The 20,517-nt window shown below is 52.3% G+C and carries 21 protein-coding genes; 15 read left to right on the plus strand and 6 right to left on the minus strand.

What is annotated here, in order from left to right; genetic code table 11:
* Positions 1 to 66 precede the first annotated feature (66 nt).
* The 6 genes from MHI43_RS02700 to MHI43_RS02725 all read left to right on the plus strand — a co-directional run bounded on the left by MHI43_RS02700 (position 67) and on the right by MHI43_RS02725 (position 6,886).
* Positions 67 to 1,290: a glycosyl hydrolase family 8 gene (locus tag MHI43_RS02700; protein WP_012818727.1), complete on the plus strand. Its 1,224-nt coding sequence runs from the start codon at positions 67 to 69 to the stop codon at positions 1,288 to 1,290.
* A gap of 274 nt (positions 1,291 to 1,564) precedes the next feature.
* Positions 1,565 to 3,970, plus strand: a complete 2,406-nt coding sequence (locus MHI43_RS02705) for a LamG-like jellyroll fold domain-containing protein (RefSeq protein ID WP_036664705.1) — start codon at positions 1,565 to 1,567, stop codon at positions 3,968 to 3,970.
* 34 nt (positions 3,971 to 4,004) lie between these two features.
* A complete protein-coding gene (locus MHI43_RS02710) occupies positions 4,005 to 4,172 on the plus strand; it encodes a sugar ABC transporter permease (RefSeq protein ID WP_341283218.1) in 168 nt (55 codons plus the stop codon).
* 390 nt (positions 4,173 to 4,562) lie between these two features.
* Positions 4,563 to 4,967, plus strand: coding sequence for a DoxX family protein (locus tag MHI43_RS02715; protein ID WP_012818730.1), 405 nt, complete (start codon positions 4,563 to 4,565; stop codon positions 4,965 to 4,967).
* Between the two features lie 21 nt (positions 4,968 to 4,988).
* The gene (locus tag MHI43_RS02720) at positions 4,989 to 5,615 is read left to right on the plus strand and encodes a nitroreductase family protein (RefSeq protein ID WP_012818731.1); all 627 of its coding nucleotides are present in this window, start codon (positions 4,989 to 4,991) and stop codon (positions 5,613 to 5,615) included.
* A gap of 62 nt (positions 5,616 to 5,677) precedes the next feature.
* On the plus strand, positions 5,678 to 6,886 hold the full coding sequence (locus tag MHI43_RS02725) for a hypothetical protein (RefSeq protein ID WP_012818732.1): 1,209 nt from the start codon (positions 5,678 to 5,680) through the stop codon (positions 6,884 to 6,886).
* A gap of 88 nt (positions 6,887 to 6,974) precedes the next feature.
* On the opposite strand, the gene MHI43_RS02730 is transcribed toward MHI43_RS02725, so the two are convergent.
* The 6 genes from MHI43_RS02730 to MHI43_RS02755 all read right to left on the minus strand — a co-directional run bounded on the left by MHI43_RS02730 (position 6,975) and on the right by MHI43_RS02755 (position 11,499).
* Positions 6,975 to 7,409 (minus strand): DUF6376 family protein, encoded by a 435-nt coding sequence (locus MHI43_RS02730; RefSeq protein WP_012818733.1) that lies wholly within the window; start codon positions 7,407 to 7,409, stop codon positions 6,975 to 6,977.
* A gap of 136 nt (positions 7,410 to 7,545) precedes the next feature.
* Entirely contained in the window at positions 7,546 to 8,043 is a 498-nt protein-coding gene (locus MHI43_RS02735; RefSeq protein ID WP_012818734.1) for a hypothetical protein, read from the minus strand.
* Between the two features lie 267 nt (positions 8,044 to 8,310).
* A complete protein-coding gene (locus tag MHI43_RS02740; RefSeq protein WP_009595092.1) occupies positions 8,311 to 8,961 on the minus strand; it encodes an amino acid ABC transporter permease in 651 nt (216 codons plus the stop codon).
* 43 nt (positions 8,962 to 9,004) lie between these two features.
* Positions 9,005 to 9,658, minus strand: a complete 654-nt coding sequence (locus MHI43_RS02745) for an amino acid ABC transporter permease (protein ID WP_036664979.1) — start codon at positions 9,656 to 9,658, stop codon at positions 9,005 to 9,007.
* Positions 9,659 to 9,799: 141 nt separating this feature from the next.
* Positions 9,800 to 10,609 carry an ABC transporter substrate-binding protein gene (locus MHI43_RS02750; protein ID WP_009595086.1) on the minus strand — a complete coding sequence of 270 codons (810 nt, stop codon included), beginning with the start codon at positions 10,607 to 10,609 and terminating at the stop codon, positions 9,800 to 9,802.
* Between the two features lie 116 nt (positions 10,610 to 10,725).
* A complete protein-coding gene (locus MHI43_RS02755; protein WP_049788662.1) occupies positions 10,726 to 11,499 on the minus strand; it encodes an amino acid ABC transporter ATP-binding protein in 774 nt (257 codons plus the stop codon).
* Between the two features lie 147 nt (positions 11,500 to 11,646).
* Here MHI43_RS02755 and MHI43_RS02760 point away from each other — a divergent pair, with 147 nt between their 5' ends.
* From MHI43_RS02760 to MHI43_RS02800, 9 genes are all read left to right on the plus strand, one after another.
* Positions 11,647 to 12,828 (plus strand): acyltransferase, encoded by a 1,182-nt coding sequence (locus tag MHI43_RS02760; protein ID WP_012818736.1) that lies wholly within the window; start codon positions 11,647 to 11,649, stop codon positions 12,826 to 12,828.
* Between the two features lie 225 nt (positions 12,829 to 13,053).
* Entirely contained in the window at positions 13,054 to 14,694 is a 1,641-nt protein-coding gene (locus tag MHI43_RS02765) for a cellulase family glycosylhydrolase (RefSeq protein WP_012818737.1), read from the plus strand.
* A gap of 28 nt (positions 14,695 to 14,722) precedes the next feature.
* Complete coding sequence (locus MHI43_RS02770) at positions 14,723 to 15,187, plus strand: pyridoxamine 5'-phosphate oxidase family protein (RefSeq protein WP_012818738.1); 465 nt, start codon at positions 14,723 to 14,725, stop codon at positions 15,185 to 15,187.
* Positions 15,188 to 15,492: 305 nt separating this feature from the next.
* Complete coding sequence (gene cspD / locus MHI43_RS02775; protein WP_006207896.1) at positions 15,493 to 15,693, plus strand: cold-shock protein CspD; 201 nt, start codon at positions 15,493 to 15,495, stop codon at positions 15,691 to 15,693.
* A 96-nt stretch (positions 15,694 to 15,789) separates the two neighbouring features.
* Positions 15,790 to 16,026, plus strand: coding sequence for a cold-shock protein (locus MHI43_RS02780; RefSeq protein WP_012818739.1), 237 nt, complete (start codon positions 15,790 to 15,792; stop codon positions 16,024 to 16,026).
* Positions 16,027 to 16,214: 188 nt separating this feature from the next.
* Entirely contained in the window at positions 16,215 to 16,388 is a 174-nt protein-coding gene (locus tag MHI43_RS02785) for a hypothetical protein (protein WP_009591843.1), read from the plus strand.
* Positions 16,389 to 16,724: 336 nt separating this feature from the next.
* Positions 16,725 to 17,720: an ABC transporter permease subunit gene (locus MHI43_RS02790; RefSeq protein WP_012818741.1), complete on the plus strand. Its 996-nt coding sequence runs from the start codon at positions 16,725 to 16,727 to the stop codon at positions 17,718 to 17,720.
* Positions 17,721 to 17,742: 22 nt separating this feature from the next.
* On the plus strand, positions 17,743 to 18,624 hold the full coding sequence (locus MHI43_RS02795) for a carbohydrate ABC transporter permease (RefSeq protein WP_012818742.1): 882 nt from the start codon (positions 17,743 to 17,745) through the stop codon (positions 18,622 to 18,624).
* A 140-nt stretch (positions 18,625 to 18,764) separates the two neighbouring features.
* On the plus strand, positions 18,765 to 20,429 hold the full coding sequence (locus tag MHI43_RS02800; RefSeq protein WP_012818743.1) for an extracellular solute-binding protein: 1,665 nt from the start codon (positions 18,765 to 18,767) through the stop codon (positions 20,427 to 20,429).
* The last annotated feature ends 88 nt before the right edge of the window (positions 20,430 to 20,517 follow it).

Consider the following 20,517-nt stretch of genomic DNA (forward strand, 5'->3'; position numbering starts at 1 on the left):
AAACCGGTTTACCAGGCTGTAGCGGTCATGGCTTTCCAATTCGAAAACCAAAGGAGCGAAACGTTGATGAAAGTATTCCGAAATTCGATTATCCGTAAGTCGGCGGCGTTGGTCTGCGCTGTTCTGCTGATCTTGCCGGCCGGGTTGTCCCTGGCGGCCAACAAGCCCTTCCCCCAGCATACGTCCTATACGAGCGGTTCGATTAAGCCGAACAACGTAACGCAGACCGCGATGGACAATGCGGTCAAGAGCAAATGGAACAGCTGGAAAGGGTCTTTTCTGAAGCCGGCTGCAACCGGGCAATATTACGTCAAATACAATTCCGCGGGCGAGACGGTATCCGAGGCTCACGGTTACGGAATGATTTTCACCGTTCTGATGGCGGGATACGACAGTAATGCGCAGTCGTATTTCGATGGGTTATATCGCTATTACAAGGCGCATCCGAGTGATAACAATCCATATCTGATGGCGTGGAAACAGAACAGCAGCTTCCAGAATATAGAGGGGGCCAACTCGGCAACGGACGGCGATATGGATATTGCTTACGCACTCCTGCTTGCGGACAAGCAGTGGGGAAGCAGCGGATCGATCAATTACCTGCAGGCCGCGAAGGATATCATCAATGCCATCATGAGCAATGACGTCAATCAGTCGCAATGGACGCTGCGTTTGGGCGATTGGGCTACCAGCGGCAACTACAATACCGCCACGCGGCCATCGGATTTCATGCTGAACCATATGAAGGCGTTCCGTGCGGCTACCGGCGATGCCCGTTGGGATAACGTCATTAACAAAACCTATACGATCATCAACTCCATCTATAACGGTTACAGCTCCAATACCGGTTTGCTTCCGGATTTCGTTGTCATGTCGGGCGGCAATTATCAGCCAGCGGCAGCGGGATTCCTGGAGGGGGCGAACGACGGAAAATATTACTACAACTCGGCCCGGACTCCATGGCGGATTACGACCGACTATCTGATGACCGGCGATACGCGCGCGCTGAATCAATTGAATAAAATGAACACGTTCATTAAGTCGGCTGCAAACAGCAATCCTGCCAATATCAAGGCAGGGTATAATCTGAACGGGACCGCGCTGGTGACTTATAACAGCGGAGCGTTCTATGCACCATTCGGCGTAAGCGCGATGACTTCGTCCAGTCACCAGAGCTGGCTGAATTCGGTATGGAATTATACGGCGAACGCATCTGCAGAGGGATATTATGAGGAGAGCATCAAGCTGTTCTCGATGATGGTCATGTCGGGAAATTGGTGGACATATTAACGCATAATGCCCTTTAACTTTATATAAATATAAAACAAAAACCTGATCCGTATTGGATCAGGTTTTTTTGGGTATTTCCTACCATTAATTGATTTATGGAGAAAAATATTAAAAATTAGCATTGATATTTCATAAGGCTCAGTGTTAATATCTTATCAAATATAAAATGTTTTATATTATTCTAAATTAAACAGCCAGAGGTATCGCCATAATGGACATCTTGTTTTTTTATTTATGAAAGGGTTTACAAAAAATCGAGGCGAGGGAGAATCGTATGAACAAGAACATGCTGCGTAAGACGGCTGCCGCAGGAATTGCCGCAATGTTAATGGCAGGAGGCTTAAGTACGGCAGGCCAAGGACCTGCGGCTGGCGTTCCTGACGTGTACGCCGAAGCGGCTCCGCTGAAGAAGGGGGAGAAGGCACCGGTATTCCGGGAGGCTTCCGTGCACGATCCGTCCGTGATCAAAACAGGGGATACCTACTATGTGTTCGGTTCCCATCTGGCCGCGGCCAAATCGAAGGACTTGATGAGCTGGGACATGGTCGCGTCCGGGGTCGCGACCGGCAATCCGCTGATTCCGAACGTAACGGAGGAATTGAGAGAAACGCTGGAATGGGCGCAAAGCGACACATTGTGGGCGGCCGACGTGATTCAGCTGGCAGACGGTAAATTCTATATGTACTATAACGCCTGCAAAGGGGATTCCCCGCGATCCGCCATGGGGATCGCCGTTGCCGATCAGATCGAAGGCCCGTATAAGGACACCGGCATCATTCTGAAATCCGGCATGTGGGACGAGATCAGTGAGGATGGAACCATCTATGATGCAACAAAGCACCCGAATGTCGTCGATCCGGATGTGTTCTTCGATAAGAACGGCAAGCTGTGGATGGTATACGGCTCCTATTCCGGCGGCATTTTCATTATGGAGATGGATCCCAAGACCGGAAAACCGCTGCCTTGGCAAGGATACGGGAAGAAGCTGCTGGGAGGCAATCACAGCCGGATCGAAGGGCCTTACATGGTTTATCACCCGGCCACGGACTATTACTACCTATACCTGTCGTACGGGGGGTTGGATGCGGTTGGCGGCTACAATATGCGGGTGGTCCGATCCAAAAATCCGGATGGTCCTTTCTACGATGCGGAGGGCAACGATATGAGAGAGGTGAAGGCTGATCCTTCCCTTCCGCTTTTTGACGACCGTTCGATTGAGCCGTATGGCGTGAAGCTGATGGGGAACTACCTGTTCAAGCGCCTGGTCGGCGATCCGGGAACGGGGATCGGCACCGGGGCCGTGTCGCCTGGCCATAACTCCGTCTATTACGATGAGCGGAGCAAACGAACATTCCTTATTTTTCACAGCCGCTTCCCGCAGCGCGGGGAAGAGCATGAGATCCGGGTGCATGAGTTGTATATGAATCAGGACGGCTGGCCGGTATCGGCTCCATACCGTTATGCAGGCGAGGAGGCCAAGGAGGCTAAGAAAATCACGCCGAAAGATGCGGCCGGAGACTATAAGCTGATCCAACACGGGAAAGATATTTCGTCCGTCGTCAAAGAATCGGTGCCGATCGAGCTTCATAAGAACGGTAAAGTAACAGGTGCAGCAGAGGGCGCATGGAAGATCAGCGGAAAGCGGGATGTGACGCTTACGCTGAATGGAGAGAGTTATAAGGGCGTAATGACTCCGCAATGGGACCCCGAAGCGAAGCGGCAGACGATGACCTTCACGGCCCTTTCGGCGGACGGTACCGCGGTGTGGGGCGCGCGTCAGCTTGATCGCAGCGACAGGGAACTCGTGGATGCCGTGAAGAGAGACCTTTCCCTCGGGGACGTGAGCCAAGTTTTCTACGATTTGGCTTTGCCGTCCGAGGCTTCCGGAGGTGCCGTCATTCGCTGGACCTCCTCTCATCCCGAAGTCATATCGGCGGAGGGAAAGCTGAATCGTCCTGCTGCCGGGGCGGGGGACGCGAGGGTTACGCTGACCGCTCAGATTACGAGCGGTAAAGCAAAGGCTGCCAAAGCGTTTGACGTAACCGTACTGCAGCAGTCCGCAGGGCCGCTTCTGCTGGGCTATCCGTTCAGCGAGAATAAAGAAGGCACGGCGTTCGACGTCTCGGATAACGGATTTCATGGAAAGATCCTTGGCGGAGTCCGGTGGAATGAGAAGAGCCGGCAGGGAGGCGGAATGGACTTTAATGGCTCGGACGGCTATATTGAACTGCCGAATCGGGTCACCGATACAGAGGACTTTACCTTTGCGGCCTGGGTGTATTGGAAGGGAGGAGCACCGTGGCAGCGGGTGCTGGATGCCGGCAGCGGGCTCGCCAGGCATATGTTCCTGACGCCATCCCAACACGCCGGTGTCCTTCAGTTTACGATTCACGGCAACGGCGGAGACCAGAGCCTCCTTGGCAGTGCCCCGCTTCCGGTGAATGCGTGGACGCATGTAGCCGTGACCCTTCAGGGGGATACGGGCAAATTATACGTGAACGGACAGATGGTTGCCTCTGGCGATCACATGAAGCTGAACCCAAGCGGGCTGCTGACAACGGAAGCTTATTTAGGGAAAAGCCGGTTCGCTGCCGATCCTTACTTTAACGGAAGCTTGGATGAGGTGCGGATGTACAGCAAGGCGCTGACCGACAGTGAAATCAAGAAGCTGGCCGAGTAATCGGCCGTCGTCATGAGGCTCCATCGCGGCAGCTGTGAAGACGCTGATGGTCGGGGGAGCCACCCTGATGCAGGATCTCAATCCGAACTTTGCCTACAAAATGGCCGGGGCTACGGTGGCGGCCATACCGATGCTCATCATCTTCATCATGTTCCAGAAATACTTCACGAGCGGCATCTCGATCGGCGCGGTGAAGGAATAATTCACCTGTGCTTGATGGAACGAAAGAAGGGGTCCCCAAAGATTCTTTGGCAGGGGATGCCCTCTTTTGCTGTTATAAGGCATTCCGCTATGTGACAGTGAGATAATAGACATACGAAGCATCCTTGCCGGAAAAATGGCAAGGATGTTTTTTTAGCGCTTATTTTTTAAAAATAACGGTTGACAGGAGAGCCCACATCATATATCTTGATATTAAGTTAAGTGACTATATAAAAGTTAGTCAATTGAAAGGAGTAAGTGAAAGTGCATAAACGTTAGCGAAGTAAAGCAGGTTAATCATTCTACACCTATATATCTTTATACTAAGATATTAATGAACTGGGTCGATGAATTTCTATAAATAATGAACATGAATATGGAGGCGTACAAAATGGCTATAGATATTGGATTGTTGATACTTCGTTTGGTGGTTGGGTTATCGTTCATGGCGCACGGCGCGCAGAAACTGTTTGGTTGGTTTGGCGGTTACGGGCCGAAAGGGACCGGCGGCTGGATGGAATCGGTGGGCATTAAACCCGGCGTCGCGATCGCGGTGTTGTCAGGTCTGATGGAGCTGGTTGGGGGGCTGCTGCTGGCAGCCGGATTTCTCACGGTGCTCGGTGCAGCGCTGATCACGCTGACGATGCTGGGCGCCATCGTGAAGGTGCATGGCCGGAACGGGTATTGGTCCACAGCGAATGGTTACGAGTATAATTTGCTGTTGATCGCAGTAGCCGTTGCATTGGCACTCACGAGTGCAGGCGCATATTCGCTGGATGCGGTAATCTTTAACTAATCATGATGGGGGCGCGCAGATATGAGTGATTTGACGACATTAATTAAGAGCCGGAGATCGGCTAATCTGTTTATGGAAGGGATTGAAATCCCGGATCAGGATTTAAACGATATCTTTAATGAGGTTAAATATGCTCCTTCGGCTTTTAATTTACAGCATACGCACTATGTGGTGGTTAAGGATCCCGATATCAAGCACACAGTTTACGAAGCCGCCAACAAGCAGCATAAGATACTCACCGCGTCGGCCGTCATCGTGGTGCTGGGGAATAAGCAGGCCTACGAGGATATCGGAAGAATGAACGAGGGCTTTCTGAATTTGGGCGTGATCGACAAGCTTGAATATGACATGACGGTTGAATCGGTCACGAACTTTTATGAAGCGGGCGGAGAAAGCTTTATGAGGGATGAAGCCATTCGGAATGCCAGCCTATCCGCGATGTTATTGATGATGGTGGCCAAGGACAAGGGATGGGATACCTGCCCGATGATCGGATTTGATCCCGATGCCCTGCAGAAGGAACTGAACATTCCGGACGCTTATGTGCCCGCCATGCTGATCGCGATCGGCAAGGAGGATGCGCGCAAACCGCGTCCCCGCGGCTACCGCAAGCCGGTACTGGAATTTGTGAGCTATAACCGATTTTAAGGGATGCAAGAGAGGAACAGAAGCTCTCGAACAGGTTTTTAAACCTGGCGGGAGCTTTTTTTATGTCCATGATAAACATTCCACTCCATAATGACGATGATGAATATAAAGAGGTCGGTGTCGGTGTTATGCCGGTTTTTCGTTATATAACGGGGGTGAACGAAATGAAAAGGGGGAAGCAGCCATATCGGCGGAATGGACAGCTCATGGTTCTGGCCGTCATCATGATGATGCTGACAGCTTGCGCGAAGGAGGCGCCGATAGCCGTACAGACAACGCCATCGACTGTCGCCGCACCGGGTGCAGGGGAAGCCGCGAAACCAGCGGAAATGCCGTCGGCGGCTAAGGAGAGTTTGCGTACGGCATTCCCGCAGGAAGATCCGGACCATCGCCAGGTCAAGCAAGAGGCTGAGCAGCCGGAGGGAGAGCCTAATCGCGATCCCGTCGAAGCGGTTCTCGACATGTACGAAGCGCTTCAGGCTAACGATTCCGCTTCGTATTTCCGTCATGCCGACATTCCGAGCGTCCGAATGTCCCCCGCCATGCTGAAGGTGCTGTTCGAAGAGGCGGGCAAACGTGAAGTGAGAGCGGAACGCTTCAAGCTGTTTGATAAAGAAGGGCTGGATGAGGTAAGCAGCCGGTTGTTATCCCTTACGTACGGGAGCCAGGCCGAAATCGTACTGGAGGAGCTCAGCCAGGGCGATCAGAATCTGTGGTTTGTGACGGCGTTCGCGGATGGGCTTAAAGTGGTGGAGCAATCCACGGTTTATCCGGGGGCTTACGAGCTTGGAAGGGAAGCGACGATGGAAGAGCTTATCGCGGTAGAAATCCAGCATACCGCTGAAGACAGGGCATTCTTTGCCGCGAAAGCGAAGCAGCCCGTATGGAACCCGGTGCAGACCGTTTCCTTGCTGTATCAGGCAGCGCAGGCGGAGGATGCAGAAACCTTTCACGCGATGTCGGGCGGGGTCGAGGGATATTTCTCAGGTCAGTATGACCGGGACATGGTGGAATTTACGGAATGGATGAAATCTTTTGAAAGTGTTCAGCATACGCCCATCGAATCGGTTTCGCGCGAGAATATCGCAGACGGTTATAGCCAAGAATACGATGAACGCTTTGGCGACGGTTGGCAGTTCATTGTGGCCTGGGACCCTCGGGATGAAGGAGGTTACCAAGGGACATCCTGGATTATGGCCCCAAGCGAAGACGGGACGCGATATGTCGTAAAGCAGACGCTTACCGCCAATCTGGAATCCTTCTTTAAGTGAGGAACGAAACACATACATAACAAAGCAAACATAGCAGCCCTGCTCCTGAAGAGCAGGGCTGCTATGCTGTCGGCAAGGGATTGCATGATTATGGCTGGAGATTCTGGAGCATATCCATCGTTTCGTTAATTTTATTGACGGTTTGAACGATGTTGGAATTCTGGAAGTCGGTCACTCCGTTCTGGATTTGATCCATGTAACCGTTGATGTCGGTCAGCAGCGTGTCGTTTAATCCGACCAGCTGTTCATGGATCGTCTGCGCAAAGGCAGGGGCCTCGATACCGTTAAACTCCGAGATCCGGGTTTTCATCGCTTCGAGTTGCTCGGTCAGCGTTTCCTTGGCATCCGTATTAGTGGCTGCCTGCTGGGCGAGCTCCGGGATGGACTCGGCAAATTGGGAAGCTTCATTGATAAAGGTTGTTGCTTCCTTCGTATAATCCAAGGAATTGTTCACGCTGTCCACCAAGGAACATCCGGAGAGAACTCCCAGTACAAGTGAAATCAGCAATAATCGTTTGATCATTTCTCCTCCTCCTGTCGTTTATAACGCAGTTCTTTTACGTTGTATACGGATGACATGGAGAATGGTTGTATTTTTTTCGCATGAGCGGGCAGGTACTTTCAGGCAGCTTCGAACAGAACGCCGGTTGCCGGCAGGATTAATATTTCCCCTGCAGGAAACGAATGAGTTCAATCAAACCTGCCAGGATGCCGCCATGCCTTGGGCTTTCGGCTGATGGAGCGGCCTTCTCGGGCTGGATGCCTTCTCCCAGGGAAGTTACGTCAACGGATGAGGAAGGACCCGTATTCCCGCATAGATGGGGTTTGAGCTTTTGCCCGCTTTTGTCGGCGAACACGATATATTCCTTGCCTGTTTCAAAGGATTCCCAGCCATTGGAATATAGGGTGACGGTAGGGGCATCCGATTCTCCCTTCCACCACTCGGAAACCTGGAATACATATTTGCTTTTGGATATATCGGCTTTAGGGTGGGATGAGGCCAACGTGCCCCTGAATACCGCATCCGAGGTTTTTAACTCCTCGGTAACCTTGCGAGGCTCCGCACATGACAAGGCGGATGCCGTGGAGTGATCTGTGCCAAGCCATAGTCCAAGCGTAAGGGAAAGAGCCATCATGGCGAGAAAGGCTTTTTTCATATCGGCGTCTCCTTTCGGGATGATTATGTATTTAGACGAGGAGAGTATCGCCATTGTTGCAGGTGCTAGCCAAAGAATGGCTGGGGGGCGGTAGAGCCTGGTATAGGATGCGCAGGGGGCTGGCTGCTTAAAAAAACGGCAAATACCCCGCAAGCCATAAATGGCTGCGGAGCAGATTGGACGTACACGCTTATGGTGGCAGGGCACCCATTTTGTAACATGATGGTGGCAGCCCATATAGAAAGTTGAGAACGCTTAGAGCAGGGGCTATATCTGCCTTGCTTCCAGCCGCTTGGCGATGATGGACAGCAGATAATTCAGCGTAAAGTACAGCAAGGATGCGAAGACAAGGGCCGGGATGACATAGGAATAGCTGGAACCGCTTAGGATTTGCACGTTGCGCATCAGCTCAGGCAGCGAAATGATCACGGCGAGCGACGTGTCTTTAATGAGCGAGATGAACTGGCTCACCATGGGCGGGGACATCCGGCGCAGCGCCAGCGGAAGAATGACGTGCCGCAGTGTCTGCATATAAGAGAGGCCCGAGGCCCGGGCCGCTTCGATTTGGCCTTTATCCACCGATACGAGGCCGCTGCGTACGATCTCGGCGATCATGGCCCCTTCAAAAATGCTCAGTCCGACAACAGCCGCCCAGAAGGTCGGGATTCGAATCCCGGTCTGGGGCAGCACCATGCCGATGAAGAATATGATCAGCAGCAGCGGCAGATTGCGGATAATATCCACCAAAAAAGCCGTGGTCCTCGACAGGAAGGGGGTCTTCGTATACCTCACGGTCCCGAGCACGGTTCCGATGATGAAGCTGAATATAATGGATAAGCCGGCAACCTGCACCGTGATCCAAAAGCCTTGAAGGAGATATCGCAGGTTTGGCCAGGAGTATGCACCGATAAAATCCATCTCATGCCACCTCCTGTATATTAGGCAAACTTCGAACGTAACATCAATTGCTTCTCGCGAATCGGCGCTCCATATAGTGGACCGCGAGACTGAGCGGAACGGTCAGGAGCAGGTAGAACAGGGCCACAAACGTATAGACGGGTATGCCTTTGAAGGTGCTCAGGTTAATGAGATCGGCATAATACATCAGGTCGAGTCCGGCGATAACGCCCAGGACCGAGGAGTTTTTGACCAGGTTGATCAATTGGTTGCCGATGGCCGGCAGTACGATTTTGACCGCCTGCGGAAGAATGATGTAGCGCATATTCTGGATATAACTCAGCCCGGAGGAGCGAGCCGCTTCCGACTGCCCTGACGGTACCGCCTGAATGCCTGCCCGAATGGCTTCGGCGATGAAGGCAGCCGTATACACCATCAGCCCGAGCGTGCCCGAGGTGAACGGGTCGACCGGTATGCCGAGGGCGGGCAGGCCCAGGAAAAAGAAAAAGACAACCACGAGGAGCGGGATATTGCGGATAAACTCGACATAAATGGTGCCGATCGCCTTCAAGACGCGGAATGGAGCAATCCGCATAATGGCGATGAAGGTGCCCAGCACCAAGCTGCCGATCAGTCCCAGCAGGCTGGCGAGAATGGTCTGGCCCAGGCCGGCCATGAATTGATCCCAATGCTCGACCAGAATGTTGAAATCCCACAAGGTCACAAGGCTTCACCTCCAATGGGGATGATGATCGTTCGGCCGGTCGAATGAAGGCCGGGCCATTCTGGGAGGAGAGCGGGATGGCTCCCGGTTAGGGGCACGCCTCCTTCGGCCCGGCCCGGCCAAGTCTTGCGGCGGTTATTCCGGCTTTACGCCCATCCATTGCTCATACAGTTTGTCGTATTCGCCGCTGTCTTTCAGCTCCTTCAACAGCTCGTTGACGGTCTTCACGAATTCCGGGTTTCCTTTCTTGATCGCCATGCCGTACGGCTCATCGGTAAAGTTGCCGCCGACCAGCTCGAAGCTCGGGTCCTGCTGCTGCATGCCGAGCAGGATGGAATTGTCGGTGGTCAGGGCATCCCCCTGTCCGGCTTTGAGCGCGGTGAAGGCATCCTGATAATTCTCGAATTCGAGAATGACCGCGTCGGGCGCTTTCTCGCGGATATTTTGCGCGGACGTGGAGCCTTTTACCGTGAGCACCTTCGTATCCTTGTTCAGGCTTTCCAGACCCGTGATCGGGCTGCCCTTCTTCACCAGCAGGGATTGGCCGGCCTCAAAATAGACATCGCTGAAATCCACCTGTTCTTTACGTTCCTCCGTAATGGTCATCGTGGCAATAATGATGTCGATGTCCCCGTTCTTCAGCATGTCGATCCGGGTCTTGGAGGTGACCTCCTTCAGCTCGACCTTGGTCTCGTCGCCGAGAATTTTTTTGGCGAGCGCTTTGGCGATGTCGATATCGAAGCCCTCTACATTGCCAGTGGCCGGGTCCTGCAGTCCGAACAGCTTCGTATCATATTTCACGCCGGCCACCAGCTTGCCCCGTTTTTTGATCGCCTCCAGGGTGTCCGTGCTGCCGGACCCCCCGCATCCGGATGCGATCAGCATGATGACGAGCGCCAGCAGGGCCGCGCTCCACCTGAAGGTCCCCGTAAATCTTCTCTTCATATCTTTCGCTTCCCCCTTAAAAAAGTTATTTTCTCTTCATGCGTTTGGCCCCGAAGGAGCAGCATTGGTGAAGTTTCATCTTCGTCCGTACATGCCATATCCGATTTCTTCACCGGCTAGTGATGCAGCAGGCGGCTCAGAAACGCCCGCGCTCTTTCTTCCTTCGGCTGATTGAAGAACTCGGCAGCCGGGGCGTCCTCGATGATCCGGCCTTCGTCCATAAAGACGATCCGGTCCGCGGCTTCGCGCGCGAAGCCCATCTCATGCGTAACGACGGCCATGGTCATGCCTTGGTGGGCGAGCGAGCGCATGACATCGAGCACCTCGCCGATCATCTCCGGGTCAAGCGCGGACGTTGGTTCGTCAAACAGCATGATCTTCGGATTCATCGTCAATCCGCGGGCAATCGCGACCCGCTGCTGCTGCCCGCCCGAGAGCTGGGAAGGGTAACTGTTCGCTTTGTCGGCGATCCCGACCCGCTGCAGGTACGTCATCGCTTTTTCCGTCGCCTCCGCTTTCGACATTCCCAGCACCTTCATGGGCGCGAGAATGATGTTGTCGATCACCTTTTTGTGCGGATACAGGTTAAAGTGCTGGAAGACCATCCCGATATTCCGCCTGAATGTATTGATGTCGATCTTTCTGTCATGCAGCTTGACGCCATTCACGACGAGCTCGCCATCCGTAATGCTTTCAAGCCGATTGATGCAGCGCAGGAGCGTGCTCTTGCCGGAGCCGGAAGGTCCAACGATGACAACGACTTCCCCCTGGGAAATGGTCAGGTCGATTTCTTTCAGAACATGGAAGGTTCCGAAAAATTTGTTGACGCGGCTAAATTCAATCAGTAGAAATCCCCTCCTATTCACTTCGAATTGGACGCCTGCATGCATGTAAGCTATTGTCCTGTTTGGGTGCCAGGCCCTTTTTACACTGGTATGGCAAAGGGAGCTTGTTCCATGCCACTTTTAGGAAAATTTAGTATCCAAGCGGTGGGGAGTGAGATATAATAGGGGGCGTAATCTTATGAAGGAGGCAACATGGAGAAACGTGCAAAATTAACCGAAATCGACCTGGTTCGGGGCTTTGCGATGATGGGTGTGCTGATGGTGCATGCGACGTCGTTCGCCACAGTTCAGATGCGCGGGGACGATTTTTTTGGCTTGTATAACTTCCTGAACATATTTTCGAAGGTTGGAACGACCACCTTCATATTTCTGAGCAGCTTCGTGCTGTTCTATAACTATTATCACCGCCCGTTCAAGGGCCGTGACCTTGGGCGCTTCTTCAAAAACCGGCTGATGTATATCCTGGTGCCGTATGTGCTGTTCTCGGTTTTGTTCTTTACGGTGGCCTGGTATCATCGCGGGGGCGAGTCCGATCTGGCGGCGATGCTGGAGAGCTTCTGGCCCAAGCTGGCGACGGGAAAATCCTACACGCACTTGTATTTCATTTTCATTAACATTCAGTTCTACGTGCTGTTCCCGCTCGTATTGATGCTGCTCAAGCGATTCCGCGGCTTCGCGGCGGTCTGCGTGCTGGTCGGCATTGTACTGCAGTGGTTGTTCTACATCGGCAATGATGCCTGGTGGGACGTAACGAACCGGAACAGCTGGTCGCTGTCGTTTCTGTCGTATTATTTTCTCGGGGCATGGATAGGGATCTACTATGACCGGGTTAAGAACTGGCTGACATCAGCGCAGCAGGCAGCAAGACCGGCGCTGCGCAAGCTGGGCTGGATCTTGCTCTGGGCGGTATGGCTGGGCGCCGCGCTGGTGCATATCGGCCTTCGATACAATCAGCGGCTGCTGGGGACGGAATATCACCCGTTGCTCTACGATGCCTTTTGGAATGTGCATACGTTAACCACCGCCCTGGTTATGCTCCAGGTCGCGCTGCTGTTCGGGAATAAGAGCGCTTGGTGGTTGAACGGGTTCAGACGGCTCGGGGTATATTCCTTCGGCGTTTATCTGGTGCATCCGCTGGTGCTGCTCTTTTACCGGGACTTTCCTCCGCGGACGGAGAACTCCTGGCTGCTGCTCGCGTGGTATGCCGGCGGGCTTGTCAGCGCGGTGGCGGTTTCGTATATAGCGGTCTACGGCATTAGCCGCCTGGGAGGCTGGACCTGGATCTTCTTCGGTAAGCTGCCGGGCAGCTTGCGGAAGGCAAAAGCATCCATTCCTTCGGTTCCAGTCAAGCCAGTGACGGAGGTATCATCCTAATTTTGGAATATGGGAAAGGCGTTATCCTCGATAGGAGGAGAGCGCCTTTTTCGGTTGGCCGGCGGCCGATATTTCAGGATGATTCCCTGATTTTCGGAATGAGGCTTATTGCCCTGCATGACATGTTATATTTTGTTTGATGTTTGGCCTATGGGTGGAATATCGTCGTTGATAGGTACAGGTCAATTACATTCGTTACAGACATGGAAGCGAGGGAATGCCAATATGAATGATAGCGGAAATCCTTTGGTAAGCGGTTTTGTTAAGGCGGACGGCAAACGCGTGGTGAACGGGGACGGGCAGGAAATTCTGCTGCAGGGGGTCGGGCTTGGTAGCTGGCTGCTGCCGGAAGGCTACATGTGGAAGATGCCGGACCAGGGAGACCGCCCGCGGCGCATCGAAGGCATGATCAGGGAGCTGATCGGCGAGGAGAAGGCGGCCGCGTTCTGGAAGACCTATTATGATCGGTATATCTCGGAAGCCGATATCCGGCAGATCGCCGCGGAAGGCTTCAATTCCATCCGGGTGCCGATCAATGCCAGGTTTATCATGGAGGAAGGGCAGCATCCGCCGTTTGCCTATCATGAAGGCCATCTGAGGCTCATCGATCGGGTGATCGATTGGTGCAGGACGTATTCGCTGTATGTTATTCTGGATTTGCATGGCGCGCCCGGCGGGCAGACCGGCGCCAATATCGACGATTCCGAGCGGGATTTGCCGGAGCTGTTCACGGATCGGCTGAACGCGGAGCGGACCGTGGCGCTGTGGCGTATGCTGGCGGAACGATATAAAGACGAGTGGATCGTTGCCGGTTACGACCTGCTTAACGAACCGCTGCCCGACTGGTTCAGCGAGTACAATGACCGGGTGATGCCGCTGTATAAGGAAATCACCGCGGCCATACGCGAAGTGGACAAGCGTCATATGATCATTCTGGAAGGCGTGCACTGGTCTACGGACTGGAGCATATTTGACGATAAATTCGATGATAACCTGATGCTGCAGTTCCATAAATATTGGAACAATCCCGACACGGAGAGCATTCAGAAGTATATCGATCTGCGCGAGGAGTGGAATGTGCCGATCTTCATGGGCGAAGGCGGGGAGAACAACCCGCAGTGGTATACGGGGGCCTTCCGGATGTTCGAGGACCATAACATATCCTGGAACTTCTGGACCTGGAAGAAGATGAACACCCGGAATTCGCCGTTCTCGATCCGCATGCCGGAAGGCTGGGATAAGCTGACGGGTTACCTGGAAGGCGGTGAGAAGCCGTCTCCAGCCGAAGCGGAAGCGATTCTTGGCGAATACCTGGACCGTCTTCCGCTGGAAGCCTGCGATGCCTACCCGAACGTAGCCCGGTCGCTGCTGCGTCGGCTGCCCATTCAGATTCCGGCGGAGTTTTACGGGTATCGGGGCGAGGGCGTTTCGTATCATGTCGAGAAGAAGGCCAGCCAGAATATCGGCTTCCGCATTTCTGACGGCGTTCCGATGCGGATGATGACGGGCAAGGCGGAGAAGCCGAGCTACGCTTCGGAAGGCGGCAAGCCGTGGGCAGAGGATAACCTGGTATGCGTGCAGCTCCGGGAGGGCGATTGGCTTGCTTATGATGCGCTTTGCGCTGGCGCAGGCATCTTTCATCTGGATGTTCGGGCCCTGATTCCGGAGGGTGCGGTGGATATTATGCTGCAGGTCGGGGATCGGGAGCCTGAAGCCATTTCCTTGTCGGGCACGGGCGAAGGACAGTGGCACGTTCATAGGCTGGCCGGGGGGATGCCGATTGAGGAAGGCCCCGTGGATCTGGTGTTCATGGTGAATAAGGGCCGCATCGAGCTGGATTGGCTGGAATTTACCGAAGCGCGTTAAATGGATAAGGTGAAGGAGAGATGGTGCTGTGACGGAACAGGCGGCAATATCAGAAGGATTGTGCCGATGGCTGGACGGCTCCGATCTGGAGTCGAAGCAATACGAAGCGATGCTGCTATTGAGCGTAACGGAAGATGGATGGCCGAATACGGCCATGCTCAGCGTAGGGGAGGTTCTGGCCTTGGACCGGAACCGGCTTCGGATTGCATTATGGCAGGGGACGGTTACGACGGGCAATCTCCTTCGGTCCGGACAGGCTACCTTGGTAGCCATTCATGATGGAGCGGCTCATTATGTTCGGCTGCGCCTCCAGGCGCTTCCCGATCTGCCCGATGCCCGGCATCCGCGGCAGCGTTTCGATGCCGAGGTCGTCGCCGTTCGCGAGGATATCGCGAAGTATGCGGATATTACGTCGGCTATCAGGTTTCAGCTTCACGAGCCGGATCAAGCGTTGGAACGGTGGAAGGAAACGCTTGAGGAATTGCGGAAGTAACGAGGGTTGTTCGTATAATTCCTGCTCCATATATAACTCCCGGGATATGACGGGAGTTATATATGCCTGCTCGTGCTTAATCGGAATGATGCCGAAGAAGACAACTTTAATTTTTCCGCAGAATCTTTTGCTTAGGTATTTGCTATCGTCGTTCAAATGTGTTAAGATATGAATATCGAAATCGACCTGAATTCACATATTGTAGAGGGTTGTCATTTCTGGTAACCTTGTGCAATATGTGAATTTTTTTATTCCGTCTGCGAAGAAAAAAGGTCATGTAAATATATATCAAGGAGGATTCCCCCATGCAAACAGGAACTGTTAAATGGTTTAATGCTGAAAAGGGCTTTGGTTTCATCGAAGTTGAAGGCGGTAACGATGTATTCGTTCACTTCAGCGCGATCCAAGGCGACGGCTTCAAAACGCTTGACGAAGGCCAACGCGTTGAATTCAACATCGTTGAAGGAAACCGTGGACCACAAGCTGAGAACGTTGTTAAATTGTAATTACAATTGAAGACTGCCCTTAATGTGCGACATTAAGGGCAGTTTTCTTTTATACGGCGTTTCTATTTTCTAAGACGAGAATAAGGAGGAGCGTTCATGTATTCGCGTAAAAACTCGATGGAGAGTATTCCTGAGGAAATAACGGAAGTGTGGGCATGCACGAAGGAAGACTGCAAAGGGTGGATGCGGGACGATTTTGCGTTCGACACGGAACCGGTATGCCATTTGTGTCATTCCCCTATGGTCAAGGAAACGAGAAGCCTGCCGCAGCTAGTTAATACCAATAAACAACAGAAATCTCTTGCTAAGGGGATTCAGATCGAGCGCAAATAGCAGCTAATACCTAGAGAAAGCGCTGGGCAAACACTAATTCTTCTTGAAGCTACCTTCGGATTTTATGGTAAATCCGTCTATTTCTGTTTCATTGGAAGGAGAATGGTTAGTAATACGTGTACCCTTACATTCTGGGTCAGAATGATTTCGCAGCATAAGGGACGCAAAATTCAAAGGAGTGAAATGTATTGAACACGCAAACCGAGGTACTGAAGCGTAACATCGACAACATGATCATTCAGGAGAACCAAGGCGGCTTGAACGATCAGGAGAAATTCATCATGCAGAAGCTGATGCGTGAGAAATACCAGCAGGAACACGAAAGCAAACAGGAACAGCGCGAGGAAGACAAAGAGGAATAACGGGGAAACCGTTTGATATACGTTAGAACAAGGATGACATGGAAGCCTTGCCGATCAGAGAATCGGCTTGGGGCAGTAAATCATCCAAGAGAGAAGGCATGAATGGCAGCTACTGAGGCGGCTGCTGTTCATGCCTTTTTTTTGTGTCCCGGTCAGGAATGGGAACGATATTTCGTTTGGGGGGCGCAATTTTCGTTCTTGCCGTTGTTTACCCGAAAAATGAGCCCCTTGATACGAAATCTGAAACCTTACATGCAGACCATGTACGATTTACAATAGAAATATAGAGAATGTAAGGGTTTTCAAAATGATAGGATCAACTTGGAGGTCATAACCATGCAAAATCAACTTCATGCCGACGTTTCCGAAACCGGTGTCGGTCCCTCGATGGAGCCTTCTGTGCAGGATAAGAGGAAGCTTGACAGAAAAAGGTGGCTCAGAAAGCTCTACGGCCAACGACATCTTCAAATTATGGCGCTGCTCGGCGTTGTGTGGATGATCATCTTCAACTACATTCCCATGTACGGTGTCATCATTGCATTCAAAGAATTCAACATCGTCAAATCCATCGGCGAAGCTCCCTGGGTAGGGCTTGCGCATTTTAAGGAATTTTTCTCGGACGAGGACTTTACCAACGTCATGCGGAACACGCTCGGGATCAGCTTGCTGAAGCTGTTCATCGGATTTCCGCTTCCGATTATCTTTGCGCTCTTCCTGAACGAGATCCGGTCGGTTCGCTACAAGCGAACGATCCAGACGATCTCTTATCTGCCTCACTTCTTGTCATGGGTCATCCTGGGCGGCATTCTGATGACCTGGCTTGCGGATATCGGGATCATCAACAATATCTTGCTGGCCCTGCATATTATCGATGAGCCGATCACGTATTTGGCCGAGCCGAAATACTTCTGGGGAATCATTATCACTTCGGATATCTGGAAGGAGCTCGGGTGGTCTGCAATCATCTATCTGGCGGCCATTGCCAGCATTTCGCCGGAAATGTACGAGGCCTCCACGATTGACGGCGCCGGCCGGTTTCAGAAAATGTGGTATATCACGCTGCCAAGCATCAAGTCGACCATATCCATCCTCTTCATCCTTGCGGTCGGCGGTGTGCTGAACTCCAACTTCGATCAGATTTTGGTGCTCCGGAATTCGCTGAACGAAAGCGCGAGCAACGTCATCGATATTTTTGTGTACCACACCGGGATGCAGAACGGACGTTATTCCTACGCGCAAGCCGTCGCATTGTTCAAGTCCGTCATTGCGATCATCCTGCTGTTGATTGCGAACAGGGTGACCAAAAAACTGAACGACACCTCGCTGTTCTAACGAGAAGGGAGAATGATATACCATGCTTAAACGCAGAACCAAAGGCGAAGCCTTCTTTGATATATTCAACAACTTCGGCATGCTGATCGTATGCTTCCTGACGATCTACCCGATCTGGTACGTGCTGGTAAATGCCTTCAATGACGGGCAGGACGCCATGCGCGGAGGAATCTACTGGTGGCCGCGGATGTTCAGCCTCGAGAATTTCAGCGCGGTGTTCCAGAGCTCCGGCATCATGACGGCGATGGGCATTACCGTAGCCAAAACCGTCATTGGTGTGTTCATCCATGTCCTCTTCACCGCCATGGTGGCTTATGCATTCTCGCGGAAGGGTCTGATCGGCGGCAAATTCTATATTTTGCTCGGAACGGTGACGATGTTTTTCACCGGCGGACTAATTCCGACTTATCTGTTGATCAAGGATTTGAATATGCTCGACAGCTTCCTGGTGTACATTATTCCGTTCATGTTCAGTTTCTTCGACCTCATCATTTTCATGACCTTCTTCAGGGAAATTCCGGACGGTCTGGAGGAGGCGGCGAAGATTGACGGGGCTAATGACTGGTCCATCTTCCTCCGGGTTGTGCTGCCGGTATCCATGCCGGTTATCGCGACGATTGCCTTGTTTCATGGGGTGTTCCAGTGGAATGACTATTTCACCGGCGTCATTTATATCAACAATACGGATCTGCAGCCGATCCAGACGTATCTGTATAAAGTCGTCGCACAATCCAGCTCCAATCAGATGATGGCACAGGTTCCGGGCGGCGTTGCCAAGACGGTCACCTCCCAATCGATCAAAATGGCGACCATGGTCGTAACGACGGCGCCGATTGTCTTCGTCTATCCGTTTCTGCAGCGGTACTTCGTCAAAGGGATGATGATTGGCTCCATTAAAGGTTAATTCACAGGATGTTCGTAGATGTTTCCTTCCCATCTCCCGGAGAGAACCGGGGGAGGCGAAATCTTACCGGTAGCTTCTCTTGCCTAATATGGCGGGAGTTCTATATAATCATATTTTTAAATAAGAAAAGGGGTAAACACATGAGCAAGATGCTTAAGCCAAAGAGCCTTCTGTTGTTGATGTTCGCACTGGTCATGGCCTTTACAACAGCATGCTCGTCCGGCGGTGATAATAGCGCGTCGGAAAAAGAGGAAGACAAACCGGCAGAGGAAGTAAAACTGACTCAGGACCAGCCGGGATGGGAAGTCGATACCTCCCCGATTACGTTTGATTGGTACATCAACTTCGCCTGGTTCCCGAACAAATGGGGCGAGGACATTACGTCGCAATACGTAACGAAGAAGACGGGGGTTAACGTCAACTTCATCGTGCCGGCAGGGAACGAAGCCGAGAAGATGAATACGATGATCGCTTCCGGCACACTGCCTGATTTTATTACGCTGGGATGGTATGAAGACGCTGTCAAAAAAATGATCGAAGGCGACCTCGTTCTGCCGCTGAACGAACTGGCCGACCAATACGATCCGTATTTCTATAAAGTAACCGACCCTGCGAAGGTGTCGTGGTACACCAAGGATGACGGCAATATTTACGGTTATCCGAATGCCTCCTCTTCACCGAAGGACTATGAGAAGTTTGGCGATAACATTACCTCCAACCAAACGTTCCTGGTCCGCAAAGACATGTATGAGGCACTCGGAAGCCCGGATATGCGCACGCCGGAAGGTTTCCTGAAAGCGCTTGAGGACGCCAAGAAAATGTTCCCGGACGTGAACGGACAGCCGCTCATTCCGTTTGGATTGCATGATTTCCATGAAAAAGGCAACAGCTCCCTTGAGGGCTACCTGCAGAACTTCCTCGCCATTCCGCAGGATAAAGACGGAAAGCTGTATGACCGCAGCACCGATCCGGAATATGTAAGATGGTTGAAGACGTTTCGGATGGCGAATGAAAAAGGTCTGATGTCCAAGGATATTTTCGTGGATAAACGCCCGCAGATGGAAGAAAAAATCGCACAGGGTCGCTATTTCGCGATGCTGTACCAACGCAGCGATATGGCGAACCAGCAGAACGCGCTGTATGCAAACGATCCGAACTCCGTCTACATCGCAGTGGACGGACCGGCTAACTCCAACCTGGATCAGCCGACCTTGTCGGGTCCTTCGATCTCCGGCTGGACGGTAACCTTGATCTCCAAGAACGTAAAAGACAAAGCGCGTGCCATTCGCTTCCTGGATTACCTGATCTCCGAAGAAGGCCAGCGTGATACCTACTTGGGCGAAAAAGGCGTGACATGGGATACGATTGACGGCAAAGACCAATTCCTGCCTGAGGTTGCAGAGCTGCTGAACAGCGACCGCGGCGCATTCGACAAAAAGTACGGAGCATCCCACACCTTCTGGATGATGATGGATAATAACGTTACGCAGCCTTGGATGCCTGCTGCAGTCGAGCCGTTTAAGCAAATGGAAGACTGGACCCGCGGCAAGACCCAGAGCTTCTCGCAATTCGATCAGCTGGATCCGGATGCCGGCTCTGAGGAAGGCATCATTAACGACAAGGTCATGAGCGAGTGGGGCAAAATTCTGCCGAAGCTGATCTTTGCCAAAACGGATGCCGAATTCGATCAAATCTGGAACGATTACCAAGCGAAACGCGAATCGCTCGGATTCGCGAAGGTTCAGGAATACAGACAGAAAGAATACGAAGAGAACGTCAAGAAGCTTGAGGAATTCTTGAAGTAAGGATTTTCTCTAGAGCGCGAAAAAAACAGAATGCAGGCGCAAGGTACCCTATGATCGATTTTGTCGAAATAGGGTGCCTTTTGTCGCA

Origin of the sequence: Paenibacillus sp. FSL H8-0457, from assembly GCF_038051935.1 — a bacterium.
GTDB classification, from domain to species: domain Bacteria; phylum Bacillota; class Bacilli; order Paenibacillales; family Paenibacillaceae; genus Paenibacillus_AQ; species Paenibacillus_AQ lautus_A.